Origin of the sequence: Nonomuraea sp. NPDC049607 (assembly GCF_040675375.1) — a bacterium.
In the GTDB taxonomy this organism is placed as follows: domain Bacteria; phylum Actinomycetota; class Actinomycetes; order Streptosporangiales; family Streptosporangiaceae; genus Nonomuraea.
In genome coordinates, this window is sequence record NZ_JBFAOV010000013.1 from 37,078 (window position 1) to 55,496 (window position 18,419).

Here is an 18,419-nt window from a genome sequence, read left to right on the forward strand (position 1 = left end):
GCGAGCGCGGCCCGGGGCCGGCAGGCTCGATCAGCCGATCGGCGGCGCGAGGTACTCCAGCGCGCAACCGCCGCCGGACGGGGGCACTCGCTCAAGTCCGGTGAACGCCTCCGCACCGTCCGCGTGATCAGGCCGCTCACGTCGTCTTCGTGGTTGTGGGTGATGGCCACGTCGGTGACCTGCGCGTGCTCTCGGGCCTCAGGCCGTCGATGCGATGGCGCGAACTCGCGTCCAGGCTGGATCCGTTGGACCTTCCGCCATGGCTACCGGGCGGCGCCTGCATCGACCAGGCACTCCCGCGTATCTCAGCGGATCGCGTCGATCGTCGTCTCCGGCGAGGTGTTGAAACAGAACCGGATCCCCGGCGCCGCGGTGGCCAGCACGTTGGTCAGCCGTTCGAAGAGCAGGGTGTGCTCGGGAATCGTCCGCACGCCGGCTCCGATCATCGTCACGCCGAAGGGGGGCCGGACTCTACCCGACGTGCTGATCTGCGACGAGGTCACCTCGGCCCTGGACGACGGCACCGCCCGCGCGGTCATGAACGTCCTGACCGGGCTGCGGGAAACGCGGGGCACGGCCGTGATCTTCGCCTCTCACGATCTCCGGCTCGTCCAGGGGTACGCCGACAGTGTGGTCACGGTCTAGCCGGGACATTGCCGCGAGAGGGAAAGCGTTTCCGGTCCGGGGTGGACACGCCTTGGAGCCGCCGAGCAGGCCGGCCAAGTGCTGCCAGACCGAGCCCGAAACTGATGCGGCTTCTGGGGCGGGTCACTCCGGGGGAACTCGCGCTGGTGCTGCGCGTCCCGGGTGTCGGCGCACTTGAGCAGAGCCTGGATGCCGCCGGCGTCCAGGAGCCTCAGCCCGCTCAGGTGGAACCACCGTCGCAGGGGTGGCGGCCAGGTTGTGGCCGCCACCGGAACAGGATGAGTACGGGTTACTCATGACGGCACGAGCGCGGGCGCAGACACTCGGCCCATGCTTATCCGCCGCGTGATCGTGCCGCTCGTCTTATTCGTCGTCGCCGCCCTGCTCGGCGCCCCCGCGGGGCACGCCGACGGCGCAGCAGTGCACGGTGAGTGCGAGTTCCTCGGGACCTCGCCCCTGTCGCTCGCGGAGGGCGAGCGGCCCCGTGCCCGTATCACCTTCCTCAACGACAGTCAGGAGAGCGGCTGGTTCACCGCCACGGTGGAGGCCGGGTTCCACTACTGGCACGCCACGCCGTTCTACCGGCAGTTGTTATCCGCCGAGACGGGGCTGGTGCAGGGGGAGTTCGACCTGCCGCCGGCGTACGCGGAGGGCCTCGGTGACGCGAGCGGCCTGCGGATCGACATCACCTCGACGCTGTCGGGCGACACGACGATCGGCACCTGCTCCACCACCCTGAAGGTGCACACCGGCCGTGACACCGACCAGGACGGGCTGCTGGACGACTGGGAGATCAACGGCATCGACTACGACCAGGACGGCACGGTCGATCTCGCGCTGAACCAGCCCCCGTACAGCGCCGACCCGAACAAGAAGGACATCTTCGTCGAGCTGGACGCGATGTTCTGCCTGGCGTCGTACTGCCAGCGCTCCAGGGAGTTCGACCCGAACGCCATCAGCCAGGTGGTGACCGCCTTCGCGGCGCACGGCATCACCCTGCACGTCCATACCGGGGAGCGGGCCGGCGAGGCGGAGCGGATCACGTTCGACACCAAGAGCCCCGGTAGCTGGGACGACTTCGACGATGTCAAGTTCGGCGACTCCGCCATCGCCTGCGACGGGAACTTCGGCGACGTGCTCGACCGGATCTCACGCAACTGCGAGAACATCCTGGGCGCCAAGCGGCTGGCGTTCCGCTACGCCGTGTCGGTGCACGGGCTGACCGGCCTCGGCACCACATCGGGCCAGGCCGAGGCGGGCGACGACACCCAGCAGCACGTCGACCTGGCCCACCTGGCCCGCGTCGCCCTGCCGGGCGGCAACGACTTCGTCATCTCGCTCGGCGCGTGGGACAACACGCGGATCACCGCCAACGGCGGCCAGACCGCGGCGGAGGCGGGCACGTTCATGCACGAGCTCGGCCACACGCTCGGGCTGCAGCACGGCGGCCTGGACAGCGTCAACTGCAAGCCGAACTACCTGAGCGTCATGAACTACTCCTACCAGTTCCCCACGGCGTCCACCGCGTCCCGCCCCCTGGACTACCAGCCCCAGGAGCGCGCCCCCATGAACGAGGACCAGGGTCTCGACGAGGTGGGCGACGCCCTGCCGGGAGCGGGTAGCGCGACGGTCGTGTACGGGACGGTGGTGGCCGGGAAACCCGGAGTCGCGCTGACCACGCCGGCCAACAAGCCGGTCGACTGGAATGGCGACGGCACCCGCGCGACGAGCCAGTCCGGGGACGTCAACCACATCATCATGGGCCCCGACACCACGTCCTGCCCCGTCTCCCCCAAGCAGACCCTCACCTCCTGGAACGACTGGGACCACCTGAACCTCAACTTCCGCGAGAGCCCCTGGTTCGAGGATGGCGCGCACAAGGGCGTGCTCGGCCTGGGCAGCGCCGAGATCACCGCCGAGGCCGCCGCGAGTCTCAACCCGCCGATCGACCTCACCGCCGCCAAGACCGTGGACAGGCAGGACGCCTCCCCCGGCGACCGGCTCACCTACACCGTGGCCGTGGGCAACAAGGGACCCGCCACGGCCACGGCGGTGAAGATCGACGACACGATGCCCGGCGGCGACGTCGTCCACCGCACAACGTCCGACGTGCCGGCGGGCGGCTCCGCACGGGAGACGTTCACCTACGACATCCCCTGTGCGACCACGGACGGGACGGTCCTGACGAACAAGGCGGCCGTGTCGGGGACCAATGAGCGCGGATACGCCGAGACCGGCACCCTGTCCGACAACACCGCCGAGGTGTCCACCACGGTGCACCGGTCGGTGATCGGCGTGGCGGCCACCGCGCCCGCCACCGTCAACGCCGGCGAGGCCGCCGCCTACACCCTGACCTACCGCAACACCGGCGGGGCCGCGGCCTCCGGCGCCACGCTCACCGCCACGCTGCCCGCCGGCCTCTACTACAGCGCCGCGCTCGACCAGGGCGCCGGGCCCCGCCCCGGCTCCGTGAGCAGGAACACCGACGGCACCACCACGCTGCGCTGGTCCATCGGCACGCTGCCCGCCGGCACGGGGACCGGCACGATCGCCTTCACCGCGCGGCCGAGCCTGCTGCTCCTGGACGCGGCGACGGTCACCGTGCCGGTCTCGCTGAGCGCCGACGGCTCCGGCCCGTGCCCCACCAGCCCCGCCGCCGCGACGGCGGAAACGCGGATCACGACCGTCTCCCCCAGCCGCGACCCGGGGCTGGTCACGTTCTGGGCGCTGCGGCCCGACCTGCGCACCGCCGAGGCGCTCGCCCGCGTCCAGGCCACCGACGACCGCTTCGACGGCGCCGACGGCTCGGCTGCGAACGGCGCGCTCTCCCTGCGGGAGTCCACCGCCGTCCTCACCCTGCCGCTGACGCAGCCGCGCACACTGCGGGCCGAACTGCTGGCCACCACGCTCAACCTGGCCGGCCGCCGGATCAACGCCGGCACCGCCGTGGACGGCCTCACCGCGCGGGCCCTGGGGGTGCGGACGGTGGGCGAGGCCGTCCGCCACGCCCAGGCCACCCTCGCGCAGCCGCCCGCGCTGGACAACCTCGTCCGCTACACGAAGGCGACCCAGGTGCTCGCCGAGATCAACTCGGGTCTGGCGAGCTAGCCATGTGCTTCCGAGGTGGCCGCCCCCGGTGGCCACCTCGGTGGCCGCCCCCGTGGCGGCTTCGGTGGCGGCTTCGGTGGCGGCTTCGGTGGCGGCTTCGGTGGCGGCTTCGGTGGCGGCTTCGGTGGCGGCGGGGCGGAGCTGGGCCGCGCGGATCCGGGACACGTCCAGCTTGCTCGTACGGTCGAGGCGGTAGATCCCGTTCTGCTCCTGGAAGACGTCGGTGAGCTGCGTGTAGCAGTAGCCGAACATCAGGGGATCGTTCAGCAGGACCCCGCCCAGCCCGGCGAACCGCTCTGGATGACCCGCCCGAGTCCGACGACGTTGAGCACGGTCTCGACCTGGCTTTCGCCGCGCTGCGACTGCTGCCCATGAGTGAACGGGACAGGGACATGGAAATTCTCGTTCTGCGTCACCAGATCGCCGTCCTTGAACGCCAACTCGGCGCTGACACGAGAGTGCGATTCACACCCGAGGACCGGGCCCTTCTCGCCGCTCTCCTCACCTCGCTGCCGCGTGAGGTTCTGCACCGCCTGCGGCTTCTCGTCCGGCCGGGACACCGTCCTGCGCCGGCACCGCGACCTGATGAGACGCGTCACGGCCGTATCTGCCGGCCCAACGGTCCGCTCCATCCGCGCCCGCATTCTGCGCTTGGTCCGGGAGAACCCGAGCTGGGGCCATCGGCGGATCCACGGAGAGCTCACCACACTCGGCATCAAGGTCGCGCCGTCCACCGTCTGGTAGAGGGAAGGCATGGCCACCTCCTCGCTCAGCGGCGGCGACGTCCGCGCACGCTGTCGACGACCAGCGCGAGCACGCACAGCGCCGCCGTCACGCCGAAAACCAGTCGCACCGGGGTCGACATGCCCGACAGCGAGGCGACCGCGTTCGCGGCAGCGCTCAGCACCATCACGGTCCACAGCAGAGCGCGCAGCACGCGGCGGCCGAAGGAGGACGGGCGTTGCCGCGCGGCGCTCTGGTCACGGTACGGGTCGGGCATGGCGGTGTTCCCTTCGTCAACGAGCCCTCCTGACGCTAGAAGAGGCGGCGCTTTCGCCGACAGGACGCATGCACCCGAGTCCCGGTGGTGCAGGCTCTACCTTCCGCATCCCTCCACACGTCACGCCCGCGTCTGGACATACAGTTCGAAACAGACCTGAAGGGGGTTGTCATCAGCAACGACGTGCCGGGCAGGCGCGGGACCAGCCCGCGGGATGTGCTCGAGGCAGTGGAGCGGCTCGCCGGAGGCCTGGGAACGAGCCTGCTCGCGTTGTTCGCCGTGGCCGGGCTCGCGGTGGCGGTGGCGGCGAGCGTGGTGGGTGTCGGACTACTGCTTCTGCCGTTCATGGTCTCGCTGGTACGGCTGGTCGCCGAACGTGAGCGCGCGCGGCTCGGCCGATGGCGGCACCAGGTGATCAGCCCGTACGCCGCCGGCCCCGCCACTGGCTGGGCCGGCCGTACCCGCGCGGCCGCCCATGACCCGGCGACCTGGCGTGACCTGCGCTGGCTCGCCTGCCACGCCAGCATGGGCCTGTTGCTGGGCCTTGTGGGAGTCGTGCTGCCGGTCCTGGCCGTGCGCGACCTGAGCTTCCCGCTGTGGTGGCGGCTGCTTCCACCCGACGAGACCGGAACGTCCCTGGGCTTCCCAGTGCATACCTGGCCGGCCGCGCTGGCGGTCAGCCTGATGGGCGTCAGCTGGGCGGCCATCCTCGTCGGTCTCGGCCCGGCGATGGCTCGCCTGCAGGCCCTGCCGGGGCTGCGGCTGCTCGGCCCGCACCCGTCGGTGGACCTGTCGGAACGCCTCGCCCGGCTGTCGGCGAGCCGCGCGGGCGCCCTGCAGGCGCACGCCGCCGAACTGCGCCGCATCGAGCGGGCGCTGCATGATGGCACCCAGAACCGGCTCATCGGCGTGGCTGTGCTCCTCGGCGTGGCGCGCGATGCGCTGACGCGCGATCCCGCGAGCGCGGAGGGAGCCATCGACCGGGCCCAGAGCGCCGCCGAACAGGCGCTGGGCGAGCTTCGGACCGCGATTCGGGGGATCCTGCCGCCGGTGCTGGAAGAGCACGGCCTGGCCGGCGCCCTCACCTCGCTGGCGGCCGACTGCCCCGTACCCTGCCAGGTCACGGTGGCCGAACTCGGCCACCTTCCCGTCGCGGTCGAGAGCACCGCCTACTTCATCGCTGCCGAGGCCCTCACCAACACCGCCCGGCACGGCTGCGCCGCCACCGCGTCCGTCAGTGTCAGCCGCTCAGGAGACGTGCTGAGGCTTCAGGTCGGTGACGACGGCCAGGGCGGGGCGGCCGTCGGCGCGGGCACCGGCCTGACCGGGATCCGGCGGCGTGTCGAGGCCCACGACGGAACCATGACCCTGACCAGCCCGATCGGCGGGCCGACAGTCCTGGAGATCGAACTGCCATGCGCATCGTGATCGCGGAGGACGACGCGCTGCTGCGCGAAGGCCTCACCCTGCTGCTGACCGCCCGCGGGTTCGATCTGGTCGCGGCCGTGCCGACGCCGGAGGAGTTCCTGGCGGTGGTGGCCGAGCACCGGCCGGACGTAGCCGTGGTCGACGTACGGATGCCGCCGACCTTCACCGACGAAGGCGTCCGCGCCGCCGTACAGGCGCGGCGGCTGCATCCGCCGCTGGCGGTGCTGGTCCTGTCGGCCTACGTCGAGGAGTCGTTTGCCGCCGACCTGCTCGCCGACGGCGTCGGCGGCATCGGCTACCTGCTCAAGGAGCGGGTCGGAAGAGTCCAGGAGTTCCTGGACGCGCTGCACCGGGTGGTCGCCGGCGGCACCGCGATCGATCCGGAAGTCGTCGCCCAGTTGTTCACCCGTCGGCGCGCCGTCGATGTCATGCGGCGGCTCAGCCCCCGCGAACGCGAGGTGCTGGCGCTGATGGCCGAAGGGCTCGGCAATACGGCCATCGCCGAGCGGCTTTTCGTCACCGACAAAGCCGTGCACAAGCACATCCGCAACATCTTCCTCAAGCTCGGCCTGCACCCCGACGACCCGCGCCGTATCGAAGCGAAGTGAATCGAGCGTGATGAACAGAATGTTGTGACTGGGGATCACGTCATGGCCGCTGATCACGATGTCTCCTCCCAGCCGCCTGCCGGGTGGCCTCGCGACGCAGGCCCTTGCAGGGGCGCCGGCCACGGTGCCGCCCTACGCAGGGCTCGGGCGACTCCGGGCCGGCTTGGCTGTTGCAGGGGGTGGCCTCAGGTTGCCCTGACAGGGCGAGGTGAGCTCAGCCGACGGTGAGGTCGCCGTGGTAGCCGATGCTCTTGGCGCCGCCGAAGGGGCCGCCCACGGTGCACTTGAGGCTGCCGCGGAACAGATCGGCGTGCAGGTGGGCGGAGAATTTCTCGCCGTCGAGGGGGCCGCCGACGACCTGCCCGGACAGGGTCACCTCGCTGGCGATGTTGCTTTCGAAGTTCAGGTCCAGGTCGCTGCGGGCCTTCCTGCCGTCGTTGAGGGTCCAGTCCAGGGTGCCGGTGCCGTGGCCGGTGCCGCCGCCGCCGAGTTCGCAGGTGAGCCAGACGCCGCCGAAGTTCGCGGTGAGCCTGGCCTCGTCGATGCCCAGGCCGGTGGAGTCGCGGCAGGAGCCGTTGGCGCCGCGGATCTCGATGTCCTGCTTGAGGGGGACGATCTGCACTCCGGGCTTGAAGTACATGGTGCCGGAGGTGTCGCAGGTGAGGCTTCCGGCGGCGTCGGCGGGGGTGGTGAGGGAGATGAGGCCGGTGACGGCGATCAGGGTGGCCAGCAGGGCGGCGACGCGGGAGCGTGGGATCGGTGACAAGGTGACTCTCCTTTGGGGGGCTGGCCGGGTGCTGGTGTCATGGCCGTTGATGCACCCGGGGCGGTCTCTCTCACCATTGCGACTACACTCAGTAGTTACAAGACTGCATAGAGTTACTACAGGTAGGGTAATCCTTACCGGGGGGCGATGGCCCAAGACCATGTCGCGGCACGACGGCCTCACCGACTCCCCGGCGGGGGGCTGCTCCCGCTGGAGGGCGTGGCGGTTCCGAGGTCGACACCTGCGACGAAGCTGCTGGTTTCGGCCGTGAAACACGACCCTTGGCCGATGCCCCTGTCTCCAGGCGCAGCAATTACTAACTGTAACTATCCATAACTTTAAGTTACTGTCGGTGTGTCCATAGCTCCACCGACCAAAGGATGCCCCAAGTGCTCACGCGCATCACGCGACTTACCGTCATCACCGCTGCTCTGGGAGCCGCCGCCGCACTCAGTGTGGCCGCTCCCGCCAGCGCAGACATCAGCTTCGCCGACTGCAACGACTACGGTGGCGCAGCAGTGCCGAGGCAAGTCCAGGCATATGATCCCGACACCTACAACGAAAACGACCCTGCCGGGCTCACCTTCATCACGGTAACCGAATACTGGTGCGAGGGAGGGAACAACGGGGGGCAGAAGATCGCCTGGCGAAACTGACGACCGCCTAGCTAGTGGCTCCTAGTCAACGGGCACGGCGTCGGAGTGTTTCTCGGCGGGGCCGTCACACACCGGCGAACGCTGACAATGATCGGCCCAGCCGCCGATTGGGAGGTGATCTCGACGTCTTTGGCGTCGAACCACTCGCCGTAGAGATCCTGGGAGCCTTGGTCGGGCTTGGTCGGGCTTGGTCGGCCAGTGCACCTGCAGGATAATGCGCTTGATTCGTGTTCTTCGGCCCCACCCGGCGCGGGAGTAGATGTTGATCGTGGCCACCGGAGCCACGAAGGTCCGGCTGTTCTTCTTGTTCCAGTCCCATCGCTGATTAACCAGAACACTGCTGCGCAGGGCGTAGCTCTGGCCGCACGGGTTGGCCGCCGTGGCGGATGCCTGGGCCGACGAAGCAGGAGAGGAGATGATGGCGATCAGGACACAGGCCGCTAAGGGTTCACCAGCGGCTTCGATGAGGGGTTCACAGGCGACGACATTCAGGCGCTGAAGATCCCGCCGCGCGCACCACGCACCAACGCGTTCGCCGAGCGATGGGTCCGCACCGCACGCACGGAGTGCACCGGCAGGCTGCTGATCTTGGGTGAGCGGCACCTCCGCACCGTGCTGGGCGAATATGCCGATCATCACAATCGAGACAGGCCCGCACCACTCTCTCGGCCTTCGAGCTCCCACCGATGATGACTCCGACGGGGTCGAGCAGGAGCTCCAGGACATTCCGGGGCGGACCGCTGTCTTGCCATTCGAACTCGATCCGGTAGCCGTGGCGCTCGGGAGTGCTTGGCTGCGGATGGCTCAGGTGCGTGGTGACATGGTCGATGCCCGCTCAAACCACGGTCAGGGCGACGCCGCGATGACGTCGGGTCGAAGCCAGCCGGTACGCGGCCAGGAGCGACGCCCATGCCATGCTGAGCGCGATGGCCAGGGCGAACGCGACGTTGGCCACCCTGAAGCCCTGCGCCGCGAAGATCGAGATCCAGGCCGCCACGAAGATCGCGCCGGTCATCCTGCTGAAGGCGGCCCAGCGGCGACGGCCGGCCGCCGCGAACTGCCGTCCGAACACGAGACACGCGGCGTTCAGCGCGAGAAAGGCGATCCCGGAGACGAGGAGGTGCAGCATCGCCTGCGTGCTCATGCTTGTGGGCGAGCCGACGGGCGTCCCGGGCGGGAAGCCGTCGGCAGGGTCGGCGGAGAAGCAGGCAGCGGCGATCATCCCGGCGCCGAAGACGCCGACCAGTCGCGGCCCCCAGGCGCCGCCCCAGCCCGCCGGACCACGAGCCCGGTGCAGGCCGACCGCTCCGGCCACGAACAGCAGGCCGCTGACCGCGAAGTTGGCGATCTGAATCCACCCTTCGTCGCCGTTGCTCAGCATGCTGGCCGGGTACCGGCTGATGTCGAACCCGTCCCTGGTGAGCATCTGCAGCAGGACCACGATGATGTAGAGCGGGCCGGCGACGGTGCCGCACATCAGCAGCGTCCGCGTCGCCCTGCTGACCGCTGTGGTGGTGGGGTGGTCGGTCATCCGGCCTGCTCCTCTCTTGAGAACGGGACGACTCACCGCGCGGCGGGTCATCTGTCGCCGTCCCTGCCGGTCTCGGGGGCGAAGTGCTGCGCGGCGAAGGCGACGGCCGCGGCGAAGTCGTCGTCGCCGGCGCCCCAAGCGGCCTGGACCGTGGGTCCCCAGGCGTGGCAACTGGCGGTGACGAACTCCTTCGCCTCGGGCGTGTGGCCCCATGTCGCGGGGTCGAACGTGACGCGGCGCAGGAACAGGTCGAGACCGAGCAGCGCGAGGTCCCAGCCGACTCCTATGCCGATCGTGGTACCGGGCCCGTACGTACGTGCCATCTCATCGACGATCTCGGCAGGTGCGGCGTGCTCCAGCTCCAGCACGGTCCCACCGCCGTCACCGCCGGGCGCCAGGCGCAATTCGACCTCGGTGAGCATGCCCTCCCCCAATACCCAGGTCACCTTGATCAGATGGGGCTTCTCACAGCGCAGGATCTCCCCGCCGGCGTTGTCCTTGAGCTGGAACGTGCCGCCGAGCCGCAGGTCGCCGTCGATCAGGGTGAGCCATCGGCTGATCCGGTCGGGGTCGGTGCAGGCGCTCCACACGGCCTCGATCGTGGCGTCGTACGTGCGCCGCAGCAGCAGTGAGCGTCCCGCGCCGACGGCGACCGACTGGTTGCCGATCTCCCGCTGGGTGGCGTCTATTTGATTGACGATGTCGATCATTCGTCCTTCTTCTCGTCGTTCGAGCCTGGTCGTCCCTCAGCGGACGGAGTCTCCTCAAGCAGGTGGCGGCGCTCGCGCCGGGCCACGCGCGACTTCAGTGGCCCGCGCGTCCAGGTGCCGGCTCCAGAATTTGCGAAAGCGCTCCAACTGGATGCCGACTTCCCCGAGTGGTTGGAGTCGGCGCCGTACGGGCACCGAAGATGCCGACAGCGCCGCCGACCACGTCGAGTGCGCGCAGGAGCCATAATTTCAGTCGCAACTTATATAAGTCAATCCTGATGTAGTTGCGATCGGTCAGGATGTCGTCCGTGGAGTGGTGTAACCAGGCGATCGACTTCTGTGATTCTGCTTGTGTGGTGAGTTCGACTGGGTCGCGCGAGGCGGGCTGGTCGACTCTGCACCTTGCCGGAAATCTCATCAATGCAGTTCAAGCGGCATGCGGATCTTTGTAGAGGACGCCGTCGAGCCGGTCTGTCGGCGTATGTTCAGGCTGGTGGTTCGCTCAGGGTCCGTGATCGGGTCCACGAGGGGACGCAGCGGGGCTGCTTGATTCAGGACGGTGGGCGCGGTGCTGGTTGTGAAAGTGTTCGTGCTCGCGTAGGCGTTCCTTGCCGACAATGTCGTCCACGCAGGTCATCCGGATCGCCCTGCTGATCACAACGTGCGCCGGCTTGGCTTGACGAAGATCAGATGGCAACCGCACCGCCATGAACAGCGATCATGCCCGCCAGGACAGGAACGCCGAACCCCAGGTCAACCTCAACGGCCGGGTTTCGGGCTCCCACAGGGTGGAGTTCTGTCCAAGCCTGCGTCCGGTGAACGTTCTTCGATCCCCGCGACCTTGGCGCACGAGAGGTCGACGGTGAGACCGGACATGGCGATGCCGATCTCACCGTCGTATTCGGCCCGGGCGGCGGCTCGCGCGGCCGAGGTGTCCGCGCCTGGCTGCAGGTGCGTCAGCAGCAGGTGCCGGACATGGGCTTCCAGCGCTTGCCGGCCTGCCTGACGGGCGCTGGTCAGGTGACGTCGGGCATCCTCCGGGACCTGGTTCACATAGGTGGCCTCGGCGAGTAGCAGGTCAGCGTCACGCGCCAGTTCCACCCTGTCGGGGCTCGGGCCGCTGTCGCCGGTATACGCGAGCACCCGTCCGCCCGCTGCCAGCCGTATGCCGGCATTGGGTACCGAGTGCGGCAGCAGGCGAGTCTGTGTGCGAAACGGACCGATGTCGAATCTGCTGCCGTCGGTGAACTCGTGCAGGACGTAGGCGTCGGTCAGCACTCCCGGGCGGTCCAGCGCGAGCACCGCGTCCAGGGCGCCGGGCAGCGAGTACACCGGCAACGGCGCCGGCGGGTCATCACGCATTGTGCGCGCCCGGAGCAGCGGGTTCAGGTCGGCGCAGTGGTCGGGATGTCCGTGACTGATGAACACCGCATCGATCTGATCGGCGTCGACCCGTTCCAGCAGTCGCGGCACCGTCCCAGATCCAAGGTCGACGAGCAGCCTGAACCCGTCGTGCTCCACGAGGTAACCACTGCAGGCCTGGCCCGCCGCCGGCCACGCACCGCATCCGCCAAGGATCGTCAGCAGCATCGGTGAACCCTAACGGATGTCGCTCGTTCCGGCAGACCGGCAAGCCACCTCTTCCCAAGAGCTGTTGGGAAAATTAGTATCCCAAGGTGCCTTTGGAAAATCGGGATGACCTTGTTCCCCTGCGCGCCCTGGCCAACCCGCTGCGTATCCGCATCGTGTCGCTGCTCACCGGCGCGTCGATGTCGGCCACCGAGGTCGCCGACGAACTCGGCATCGCGCACGCCTCGGCCAGCTACCACCTGCGCCAGTTGGTCAAAGCGGGCTTCCTCCAGCAGACGGACGAGCGTCCGCGGGCAGGCAAGGGCCGCCCGCACCTGCGCTACCGGTACGACCCATCCAGCGGCGAGCGCCTCGACCGGTCCGAGGGACGGCAACTCCTCCACCAGGCGATGAGCACCGACCTGGCCAGGCGTCTGGCTGAGGCCGATCGCCGGCGCACGTCCATGGACGCCGAGGTGTGGCTGGCCAGGCCCGTCTGGGAGGAGATCGTCGGCCTGATCGACCAGGCCGTGGCGCTCCTGCACGACAAAGCCGGACCGCCGCACGACGGCGTCAAGGTCAGCATGACCGCGATCCTGCTCGAATTACGTGACGAACGATGATCGGCCGCCTGCTCGGCTGCGCGGCCGGCGCGTTCCTGTCGATCGGACTGCTCGTCCCGGCGGTTCCGCGGTACCTCACTGGCCCGCTGGGCCAGCAGGCGGGCATGGTGGGCGTCTCGCTGGCCGTCACCGCGGCGGCCGGGGTGCTCGCCCGCCCGATGGCCGGACGGGTGGCCGACAGGGCCGGACGCCGCACGGCCCTGTGCGCGGGCGCGCTGCTGCTGTCCGGCACGTCCCTCGCGCTGCTCGCCGTCGGACAGTTGCCGCTCTTCTTCGTCCTGCGCGGCGTCGCCGGCCTCGGTGAGGCGCTCGCCTACGTGGGCCTCGCCACTCTGGCCAGCGACCACCGGCGGCCCGGCGCGGCGATCAACCACTTCTCCGTCGTCGTCAACGCCGGCCTGCTCACGGGGCCTGTCATCGCCGAGACACTGTACGCCGCGTCCGGGTTCGCCGCCGTCTGGATCACCGCCGCGGCCGTGGCGCTGGGGTCGGCTGGGCTCGGCTTCACCCTGCCGAAGACCATGAGCCCTGACACGGAGAGGACCGGCCCGGATCCGGGAACCGGGCGGGCCCGGCTGTACCACGCGTCCGCTCTACGACCCGGCTTCGGCTACCTGGCCTCCGTGTGGGGCTACACCGCCATCAGCGCCTTCCTGCCGCTGCACCTCGCCGCGCTCGGCAGCGGCTCCGGCGGCCTCCATTTCCTGGTCTACGGCGGCGTCCTCGTCGCCGTCCGACTGGCCGGACATCGCCTGCTCGCCACGGCCGCCCCGACGCGCCTGGCCGTCGCCTCCCTCCTACTGACCGGGACGGGATCGATCCTGCTTGCCGCCTGGCCCTCGCCGGTCGGGACATGGTGCGCGATCGCGCTGATCGGCGCCGGGCAGGGCCTCGGGCTGCCCGCCTTCCTCAGGATGGCGGTGCACGGCCTGCCCGCCGGCGAGCGCGGATCCGCCGTCGCCACCACGACGGCCTTCTTCGACGTCGGATTCCTCAGCGCTGCCCTGTCCCTCGGCGTCCTCGCCGACCGGTTCGGCCTGGCCGGCGGCTTCGCCCTCGTGGGCGCCGTGTCCGCCGCCGGAGTGCTGCTGTTCCTGCCCATGCGCCACAACGAACAGAAGGAGCCCCCCTTGACCATTCCCCCCGCTGACCTGTCCGGCTATGCCGACGTCGTGTTCGACGTGGCCGTGCCCCTGCTGGCGGACGACCGGGTGCTGATCAACGCCGAGATCGAGCACGCCCCGCTCGCCCGCGCCCTGGCCGAGGCCGCCTACGCCAGAGGCGCCCGCTACGCCGACATCTGGTACTTCGATCCGCACGCCAAACGATCCCGACTCCGGCACGCCAACACCGCGAGCCTGGCCGAGGTGCCCTCGTGGCTCGACGCCCGCAACGACGAACTGGGGCGGAACGGCGGCATCATCGTCAACGTCCGCGGCGCCTCTGCCCCCGACCTCCTGGCCGGGCTGGATCCGATCCGCGTCGGACTGGACCGCATGCCGTCGCTGACCTCACGGCAGCGGCTCCAGCTCAACAACCTGGTCCGCTGGACGATCGTCCCCTACCCCACCCCCGAGTGGGCCCGTGCCGTCTTCGGCGAACCCGACCAGGCCACGCTGTGGCGGCACCTGCGCCGCATCCTCCGTCTGGACGAGCCCGATCCGCGCGAGGCGTGGCGGCAGCGCATCGCCGAACTGCTCGATCGCGCTCGACGGCTCACCGAGATGCGCCTGGACGCCGTGCGGTTCGAGGGCCCCGGCACCGACCTGACCATCGGACTGCTCCCGGACGCCCACTGGACCGCCGCCCGCCTGGAGGACGTCAATGGCCGCCCGTTCCAGGCCAACCTGCCGACCGAGGAAGTATTCACCACCCCTGACTACCGGCGCGTCACCGGTACGGTCCGCGCCACCCGGCCGCTGTCCCTCGACGGCACCCTCATCCGCGACCTGGAGCTGACCTTCGCCGATGGCGTCGTGACCGACGTGAGAGCGAGCACCGGAGCCGACGTCGTCCGCGCACACCAGGCCACCGACGCGGGAGCGGCCCGGCTGGGCGAGCTCGCTCTGGTCGACCGTTCCTCGCGGGTGGGCGAAAGCGGCATCACCTACCTGGAGACCCTTCTGGACGAGAACGCCACCTGCCACCTGGCCTGGGGCGCCGGGCTGCCTCCGGGCGTGCCCGCCCACCTGCGCACGGACGACCCCGCACGGCTGGACGCGGCAGGCGTGAACACCTCGCGCGTGCACGTCGACTTCATGGTGGGCGGCCCGGACGTCACCGTCACCGGGCTGGGGCCCGGCGGGAAGGTGGTGCTCCTGCGCGACGACACCTGGGAGTTCTGACGCCCTGCCAGAGTGAGAAGGGTCGACTTGAGGGCTGTTGGGTGGCCCGAGGAAGTCTCCCCCGCCGTGATGATCGGCCCCCCGGTATCCACGGTGAGCCGGGAGGCCGCTCGCAACGGCGGCCGACTGAAGTACCGTGCGGTCCCCGAGCAACGTGCTCAATGACACGGAGTCAACACATCCTCAACGAATTCTCCACATGATCCGCCCGACTGTTGCACCGCAACGTCAGGCAAGGTGCTCATCCATTTCGTGAGAGGAAGCGATCGTCATGCAGGTTCGTATGATCACGGCAGCGCTCACCGCAGCTGTGGCGGTCTCGTTGGCGCCGGGCGTAGCGGGCATCTCGGCGGCCTCCGCCCAGGCAAGCCCTGCCGTCACGAGCAGCGTCTCCGTCTCCCTCACCTCTGCCTCGACTGCTGCGACGGCTACCGCGGCGGCAAAGTGGCATTTCTCGGGAGTATTCGCCGTTAAGCAGGCGTGCCAGGTCGCGGGGCGCTACTACAAGGCCGTCCGCTACGCGAAGGACTACAAGTGTAAGAAGATCCTGGTGGGGCCGGTCCACCGCCTCTACATTCTGAGGTGAGTTCGGCGTGGCGGGCCTTCTGACCGAAGGCCCGCCGGCATATGAGCCGACCGCCCGACAAGGTGGCAGGCCGAGCAGGGCATCAGCGGGAGGACGCTCGCCACGGGCTCGGGCGTCGTGCAGCTGCTACAGGTGGATGGCGAGGTCCACGGTCTGGCGCGGCTCAAGAACGCCGCCCTCACCGCCCCCAGATGACCAGCATGGGTGTCAGCGACATCATCTCCGCCGCACGGTTCGGCCAGCCACAATGGTTCTTGTCATCCGGTACATGGGCGGTCCCGACCGATCAGAACCTAAATTCCGTCCGATCCCCAAGCCCGTATCGCCGCAGGTCAACAAATTGCCTCACCTGCTCTGACCTGGCATGTGTCCCTCGGACAGCGGCGGCGGTCGTCACCGCGTCGAGTCCCGCGCTGACGAGCACGGCGTCGCGCGTCGCCAGTTGTTCTGTCCAGTGAGGTCGGGTACGCGGCCGGCGGGTGGCAGGCCGTTCAGGGTGGGGCCGTGGGGGCTCAGACAGATGGGCGGAGCAGGTCGAGGAGGTGTTCGCGGAGCTCGCGCGGCCCGAGATCGGTCAGGACGAGCACGCCGTCCTCGCCGTCCGCCTCAGGTTCGGCCAACACCACGCGGCCCTGTGGCGCGTAGATCGTCCAGCGTGTCTCCTCGACTTCGTCGGCCGGGCCGAGGCGGTGGTGGCTGATCTGGGTGATCGCCAGGGCCTCGGCGAAGATGTCCTGGCCCACGCCGCGCGCGATGTCGGTGAGCGCGACCCGCCGCAGCCCGTTCCCCTGCCGCTGCCCGGCTCCCGCGTGCGGGTCGCAGAACTCGGCGAACCGTTCGGCCAGCCGCTCGATCGGCCCGATGGCCAGGCCGTGCAGGCCGCTCTCGTTGACGTTCTCCTCCACGGCCACGGGCCCGGGGCCGACGTAGAAGACGCGGGCCTGCCTGCTGTCGGCGAGGATCCGCTCGGCCATCACGACGTGCCGGGGCGTACGGCGGGCGGCGAGCAGGTCCTGCAGGTCGTCGGACAGCAGCAGCGCGACGTCGTCGTCGCCCTCGCCGGTCGGCTCCGGGCGGGCGATGCCGCGCGCGACCAGGCTGCGCAGGGCCACCATGCAGGCGGTGTCCCTGGCTGCCGGATCCTGGGAGTCGTACCAGGGGCGGGGGGCGAGCTGGTCGGCGTCGGGGCCGTCGAGCACGGTGAGCTCTTCGTCGGTGAGAGCGATGACGGGCACGTACGCGGTCCGCGCGCGTTCGAGCAGGGATTCCATGTCACCTCGCAGGATGGGTCAAGGACCAGGTGAGCTTCCGCCAGCCGTCGACGGCCTTGTCGGTCGTGTGCTTCTTCAGCCAGTTGCCGACGCCCCTGGCCTGCTTGTTCTCCTTGCCCTTCTCGACCCCCCACTTGCCGAACGTCCAGCCCGCCGAGATGGTCCCGAGGGCGAGGCCGGTGATGACGACCGCCTCCGTCGCGCCGGTGAACGAGCCGATGACGCCGCCGAACAGGACCAGCAGGCCGCCCGCGATTCCCGAGCCGCCGGCGACGTAGTTGCCGGTCCGGACCCAGCCCGTGTCCTGATTGTTGAGGATGTCGTCGACCCCGGCGATGATGCCCAGGACCGCGGAGCCCTTGGCCAGGCCCTTGGCCACCTTGGCGTACCTGCCCGCGGCCAGGCCCTCACCCAGGTCGGCCGCGAGCTGGGGCCGCGCCTCGGCCATGATGCGCTCGGCCGTCTCCACCCGCTGGTTCGCGGCCGCGATCTTTCCGGCCAGCTCGCGGGCCCTGGCCCCCAGCTCGCCGCGCGGTGTGCCGCCCTCCCTCCAGAGCTGGGTGATCAGCGCCTTCTCGAGCTCGGCCCTGGAGAGCTTGCGCTTGGCCATCTTGCCGAGCACGCCCTGCTTCAGGTACTGGAACACGGTGGCGGCCTTGGTGCCCCCGTCCAGGAGCCCGAGGAAGGCGAGCACGGGGTCCGTGGCGCCCTTGAAAGCCGCGTAACCCTTGTACTGCGCCGAGTGCCGGAAACGGTCCAGCAGGCCCTTCGGGTCGGGGTCCGCCTTCTTCTCCAGCTTCAGCTGGGCCAGCGCATAGAGGGGTGCGGTGGCCTTGTCGCCGTCCCGCAGAAGGTCGCCCTTGTTCCCTTCTGCCATTTGCGGCCAAAAGGTAAATAATCGGCCTCTCAGGTACGATTGCCGCTCTGCGGACAAGCCGGGCTTGGCGAGCTCCCTCTCGTCGTCCTCGTATCCCCGGATGATCCAGTCGCGCATTTCCTTCTGCGCCTTCTCCAGGGCCGCGGCGTACCTCTTCACCCCCTGGCTGACCGCTTTGAGGGCGTTTCCTTCGACTTCCAGCGCAGTGAAGGTGCCGCCGGCGCTGACGGCGAACATGGCGGCATGGATGCCGGTCCAGCCGTTGAGCGCGGTGACCGCGTGGGCCTCGACCTGCTTGGAGGCCCGGAACAGGTCCTCGCCGGCGCGGCCGAGGCGGGCGGCCTCGCGGCGGAGCGCTCCAGGGTCGCCTTTCGGGACCTTGAAAGGGGCGGTCACCTCATTCGCCTCCCGTCGTCTTGCGCAGATTCGCCGACATGGCCCGCAGCGCCTGGCCGAGGTAATTCACGTCCGCCGTCAGGTGCCCGGCCGTGCGCCGGAAACCGGCGGTGGCGTCACTGGCGGCCGGAGGGACGCTGTTCTCCGAAGCCGCCGCGACTCCGCGCAAAGCACTTGTCACCTCGGTCATCAACCCCGTGAGGCTCGAGTGAACGCTGGCCATCCCTTGGGCGCCCGCGTCCATGTTGTCCGGTTTTCCGCCTAGAAAACCCATGCGCAGCAGCCTTTCCGAATGATCAT

Annotated in this window: 19 protein-coding genes; 9 read left to right on the forward strand and 10 right to left on the reverse strand. The window is 69.6% G+C overall.

Going from position 1 to position 18,419, the window contains the following annotated elements:
- Positions 1 to 305: 305 nt before the first annotated feature.
- Positions 306 to 431, reverse strand: coding sequence for a hypothetical protein (locus AB0J97_RS25105; protein WP_364092437.1), 126 nt, complete (start codon positions 429 to 431; stop codon positions 306 to 308).
- A 49-nt stretch (positions 432 to 480) separates the two neighbouring features.
- Here AB0J97_RS25105 and AB0J97_RS25110 point away from each other — a divergent pair, with 49 nt between their 5' ends.
- Both AB0J97_RS25110 and AB0J97_RS25115 read left to right on the forward strand, forming a co-directional pair.
- Positions 481 to 645, forward strand: coding sequence for a hypothetical protein (locus tag AB0J97_RS25110; protein WP_364092439.1), 165 nt, complete (start codon positions 481 to 483; stop codon positions 643 to 645).
- 330 nt (positions 646 to 975) lie between these two features.
- Positions 976 to 3,753, forward strand: a complete 2,778-nt coding sequence (locus AB0J97_RS25115; protein ID WP_364092441.1) for a hypothetical protein — start codon at positions 976 to 978, stop codon at positions 3,751 to 3,753.
- A gap of 263 nt (positions 3,754 to 4,016) precedes the next feature.
- Here AB0J97_RS25115 and AB0J97_RS25120 read toward each other — a convergent pair whose 3' ends face one another.
- Together AB0J97_RS25120 and AB0J97_RS25125 are read right to left on the reverse strand one after the other, a co-directional pair.
- Complete coding sequence (locus AB0J97_RS25120; protein WP_364092443.1) at positions 4,017 to 4,508, reverse strand: hypothetical protein; 492 nt, start codon at positions 4,506 to 4,508, stop codon at positions 4,017 to 4,019.
- 14 nt (positions 4,509 to 4,522) lie between these two features.
- Positions 4,523 to 4,753, reverse strand: a complete 231-nt coding sequence (locus AB0J97_RS25125; protein WP_364092445.1) for a hypothetical protein — start codon at positions 4,751 to 4,753, stop codon at positions 4,523 to 4,525.
- 216 nt (positions 4,754 to 4,969) lie between these two features.
- On the opposite strand from AB0J97_RS25125, the gene AB0J97_RS25130 reads away from it, so the two are divergent.
- Positions 4,970 to 6,181 (forward strand): sensor domain-containing protein, encoded by a 1,212-nt coding sequence (locus tag AB0J97_RS25130; protein ID WP_364092446.1) that lies wholly within the window; start codon positions 4,970 to 4,972, stop codon positions 6,179 to 6,181.
- Positions 6,169 to 6,789, forward strand: a complete 621-nt coding sequence (locus AB0J97_RS25135) for a response regulator transcription factor (RefSeq protein ID WP_364092448.1) — start codon at positions 6,169 to 6,171, stop codon at positions 6,787 to 6,789. The genes AB0J97_RS25130 and AB0J97_RS25135 overlap by 13 nt, the downstream gene beginning before the upstream one ends.
- A 214-nt stretch (positions 6,790 to 7,003) precedes the next feature.
- On the opposite strand, the gene AB0J97_RS25140 is transcribed toward AB0J97_RS25135, so the two are convergent.
- Positions 7,004 to 7,555, reverse strand: a complete 552-nt coding sequence (locus AB0J97_RS25140; RefSeq protein WP_364092450.1) for a hypothetical protein — start codon at positions 7,553 to 7,555, stop codon at positions 7,004 to 7,006.
- 389 nt (positions 7,556 to 7,944) lie between these two features.
- Between AB0J97_RS25140 and AB0J97_RS25145 the strand changes: the two genes are divergently transcribed.
- Together AB0J97_RS25145 and AB0J97_RS25150 are read left to right on the forward strand one after the other, a co-directional pair.
- The gene (locus tag AB0J97_RS25145) at positions 7,945 to 8,211 is read left to right on the forward strand and encodes a hypothetical protein (RefSeq protein WP_364092452.1); all 267 of its coding nucleotides are present in this window, start codon (positions 7,945 to 7,947) and stop codon (positions 8,209 to 8,211) included.
- Positions 8,212 to 8,712: 501 nt separating this feature from the next.
- On the forward strand, positions 8,713 to 8,901 hold the full coding sequence (locus AB0J97_RS25150; RefSeq protein WP_364092752.1) for an integrase core domain-containing protein: 189 nt from the start codon (positions 8,713 to 8,715) through the stop codon (positions 8,899 to 8,901).
- Between the two features lie 145 nt (positions 8,902 to 9,046).
- Here the strand turns inward: AB0J97_RS25150 and AB0J97_RS25155 are convergent, their stop codons facing one another.
- From AB0J97_RS25155 to AB0J97_RS25165, 3 genes are all read right to left on the reverse strand, one after another.
- Positions 9,047 to 9,742 (reverse strand): DUF998 domain-containing protein, encoded by a 696-nt coding sequence (locus AB0J97_RS25155; RefSeq protein ID WP_364092454.1) that lies wholly within the window; start codon positions 9,740 to 9,742, stop codon positions 9,047 to 9,049.
- Positions 9,743 to 9,789: 47 nt separating this feature from the next.
- A complete protein-coding gene (locus tag AB0J97_RS25160) occupies positions 9,790 to 10,452 on the reverse strand; it encodes an SRPBCC domain-containing protein (protein WP_364092456.1) in 663 nt (220 codons plus the stop codon).
- A 759-nt stretch (positions 10,453 to 11,211) separates the two neighbouring features.
- The gene (locus tag AB0J97_RS25165) at positions 11,212 to 12,042 is read right to left on the reverse strand and encodes an MBL fold metallo-hydrolase (protein WP_364092460.1); all 831 of its coding nucleotides are present in this window, start codon (positions 12,040 to 12,042) and stop codon (positions 11,212 to 11,214) included.
- Positions 12,043 to 12,134: 92 nt separating this feature from the next.
- Between AB0J97_RS25165 and AB0J97_RS25170 the strand changes: the two genes are divergently transcribed.
- The 3 genes from AB0J97_RS25170 (at position 12,135) to AB0J97_RS25180 (ending at position 15,575) form a co-directional block, all read left to right on the forward strand.
- A complete protein-coding gene (locus AB0J97_RS25170) occupies positions 12,135 to 12,644 on the forward strand; it encodes a helix-turn-helix domain-containing protein (RefSeq protein ID WP_364092461.1) in 510 nt (169 codons plus the stop codon).
- Complete coding sequence (locus AB0J97_RS25175; protein ID WP_364092463.1) at positions 12,641 to 14,989, forward strand: aminopeptidase; 2,349 nt, start codon at positions 12,641 to 12,643, stop codon at positions 14,987 to 14,989. The genes AB0J97_RS25170 and AB0J97_RS25175 overlap by 4 nt, the downstream gene beginning before the upstream one ends.
- Positions 14,990 to 15,260: 271 nt before the next feature.
- Positions 15,261 to 15,575 (forward strand): hypothetical protein, encoded by a 315-nt coding sequence (locus AB0J97_RS25180; RefSeq protein ID WP_364092465.1) that lies wholly within the window; start codon positions 15,261 to 15,263, stop codon positions 15,573 to 15,575.
- A 512-nt stretch (positions 15,576 to 16,087) separates the two neighbouring features.
- On the opposite strand, the gene AB0J97_RS25185 is transcribed toward AB0J97_RS25180, so the two are convergent.
- Genes AB0J97_RS25185 through AB0J97_RS25195 form a run of 3 tightly spaced genes read right to left on the reverse strand, consistent with a single transcriptional unit; the run spans position 16,088 to position 18,393 of the window.
- Complete coding sequence (locus AB0J97_RS25185; protein WP_357706067.1) at positions 16,088 to 16,846, reverse strand: hypothetical protein; 759 nt, start codon at positions 16,844 to 16,846, stop codon at positions 16,088 to 16,090.
- Between the two features lies 1 nt (position 16,847).
- Positions 16,848 to 18,119 carry a hypothetical protein gene (locus tag AB0J97_RS25190; RefSeq protein WP_364092467.1) on the reverse strand — a complete coding sequence of 424 codons (1,272 nt, stop codon included), beginning with the start codon at positions 18,117 to 18,119 and terminating at the stop codon, positions 16,848 to 16,850.
- 1 nt (position 18,120) lies between these two features.
- On the reverse strand, positions 18,121 to 18,393 hold the full coding sequence (locus tag AB0J97_RS25195) for a hypothetical protein (RefSeq protein ID WP_364092469.1): 273 nt from the start codon (positions 18,391 to 18,393) through the stop codon (positions 18,121 to 18,123).
- Positions 18,394 to 18,419 lie beyond the last annotated feature (26 nt).

What these genes read in the sequence shown, in the direction of transcription:
- AB0J97_RS25115 (WP_364092441.1), top strand. Translation starts at nt 976, where the DNA reads ATGCTTATCCGCCGCGTGATCGTGCCGCTCGTCTTATTCGTCGTCGCC.
- AB0J97_RS25120 (WP_364092443.1), bottom strand. Translation starts at nt 4,508, where the DNA reads ATGCCTTCCCTCTACCAGACGGTGGACGGCGCGACCTTGATGCCGAGT.
- AB0J97_RS25125 (WP_364092445.1), bottom strand. Translation starts at nt 4,753, where the DNA reads ATGCCCGACCCGTACCGTGACCAGAGCGCCGCGCGGCAACGCCCGTCC.
- AB0J97_RS25135 (WP_364092448.1), top strand. Translation starts at nt 6,169, where the DNA reads ATGCGCATCGTGATCGCGGAGGACGACGCGCTGCTGCGCGAAGGCCTC.
- AB0J97_RS25155 (WP_364092454.1), bottom strand. Translation starts at nt 9,742, where the DNA reads ATGACCGACCACCCCACCACCACAGCGGTCAGCAGGGCGACGCGGACG.
- AB0J97_RS25160 (WP_364092456.1), bottom strand. Translation starts at nt 10,452, where the DNA reads ATGATCGACATCGTCAATCAAATAGACGCCACCCAGCGGGAGATCGGC.
- AB0J97_RS25165 (WP_364092460.1), bottom strand. Translation starts at nt 12,042, where the DNA reads ATGCTGCTGACGATCCTTGGCGGATGCGGTGCGTGGCCGGCGGCGGGC.
- AB0J97_RS25175 (WP_364092463.1), top strand. Translation starts at nt 12,641, where the DNA reads ATGATCGGCCGCCTGCTCGGCTGCGCGGCCGGCGCGTTCCTGTCGATC.
- AB0J97_RS25180 (WP_364092465.1), top strand. Translation starts at nt 15,261, where the DNA reads ATGCAGGTTCGTATGATCACGGCAGCGCTCACCGCAGCTGTGGCGGTC.
- AB0J97_RS25185 (WP_357706067.1), bottom strand. Translation starts at nt 16,846, where the DNA reads ATGGAATCCCTGCTCGAACGCGCGCGGACCGCGTACGTGCCCGTCATC.
- AB0J97_RS25195 (WP_364092469.1), bottom strand. Translation starts at nt 18,393, where the DNA reads ATGGGTTTTCTAGGCGGAAAACCGGACAACATGGACGCGGGCGCCCAA.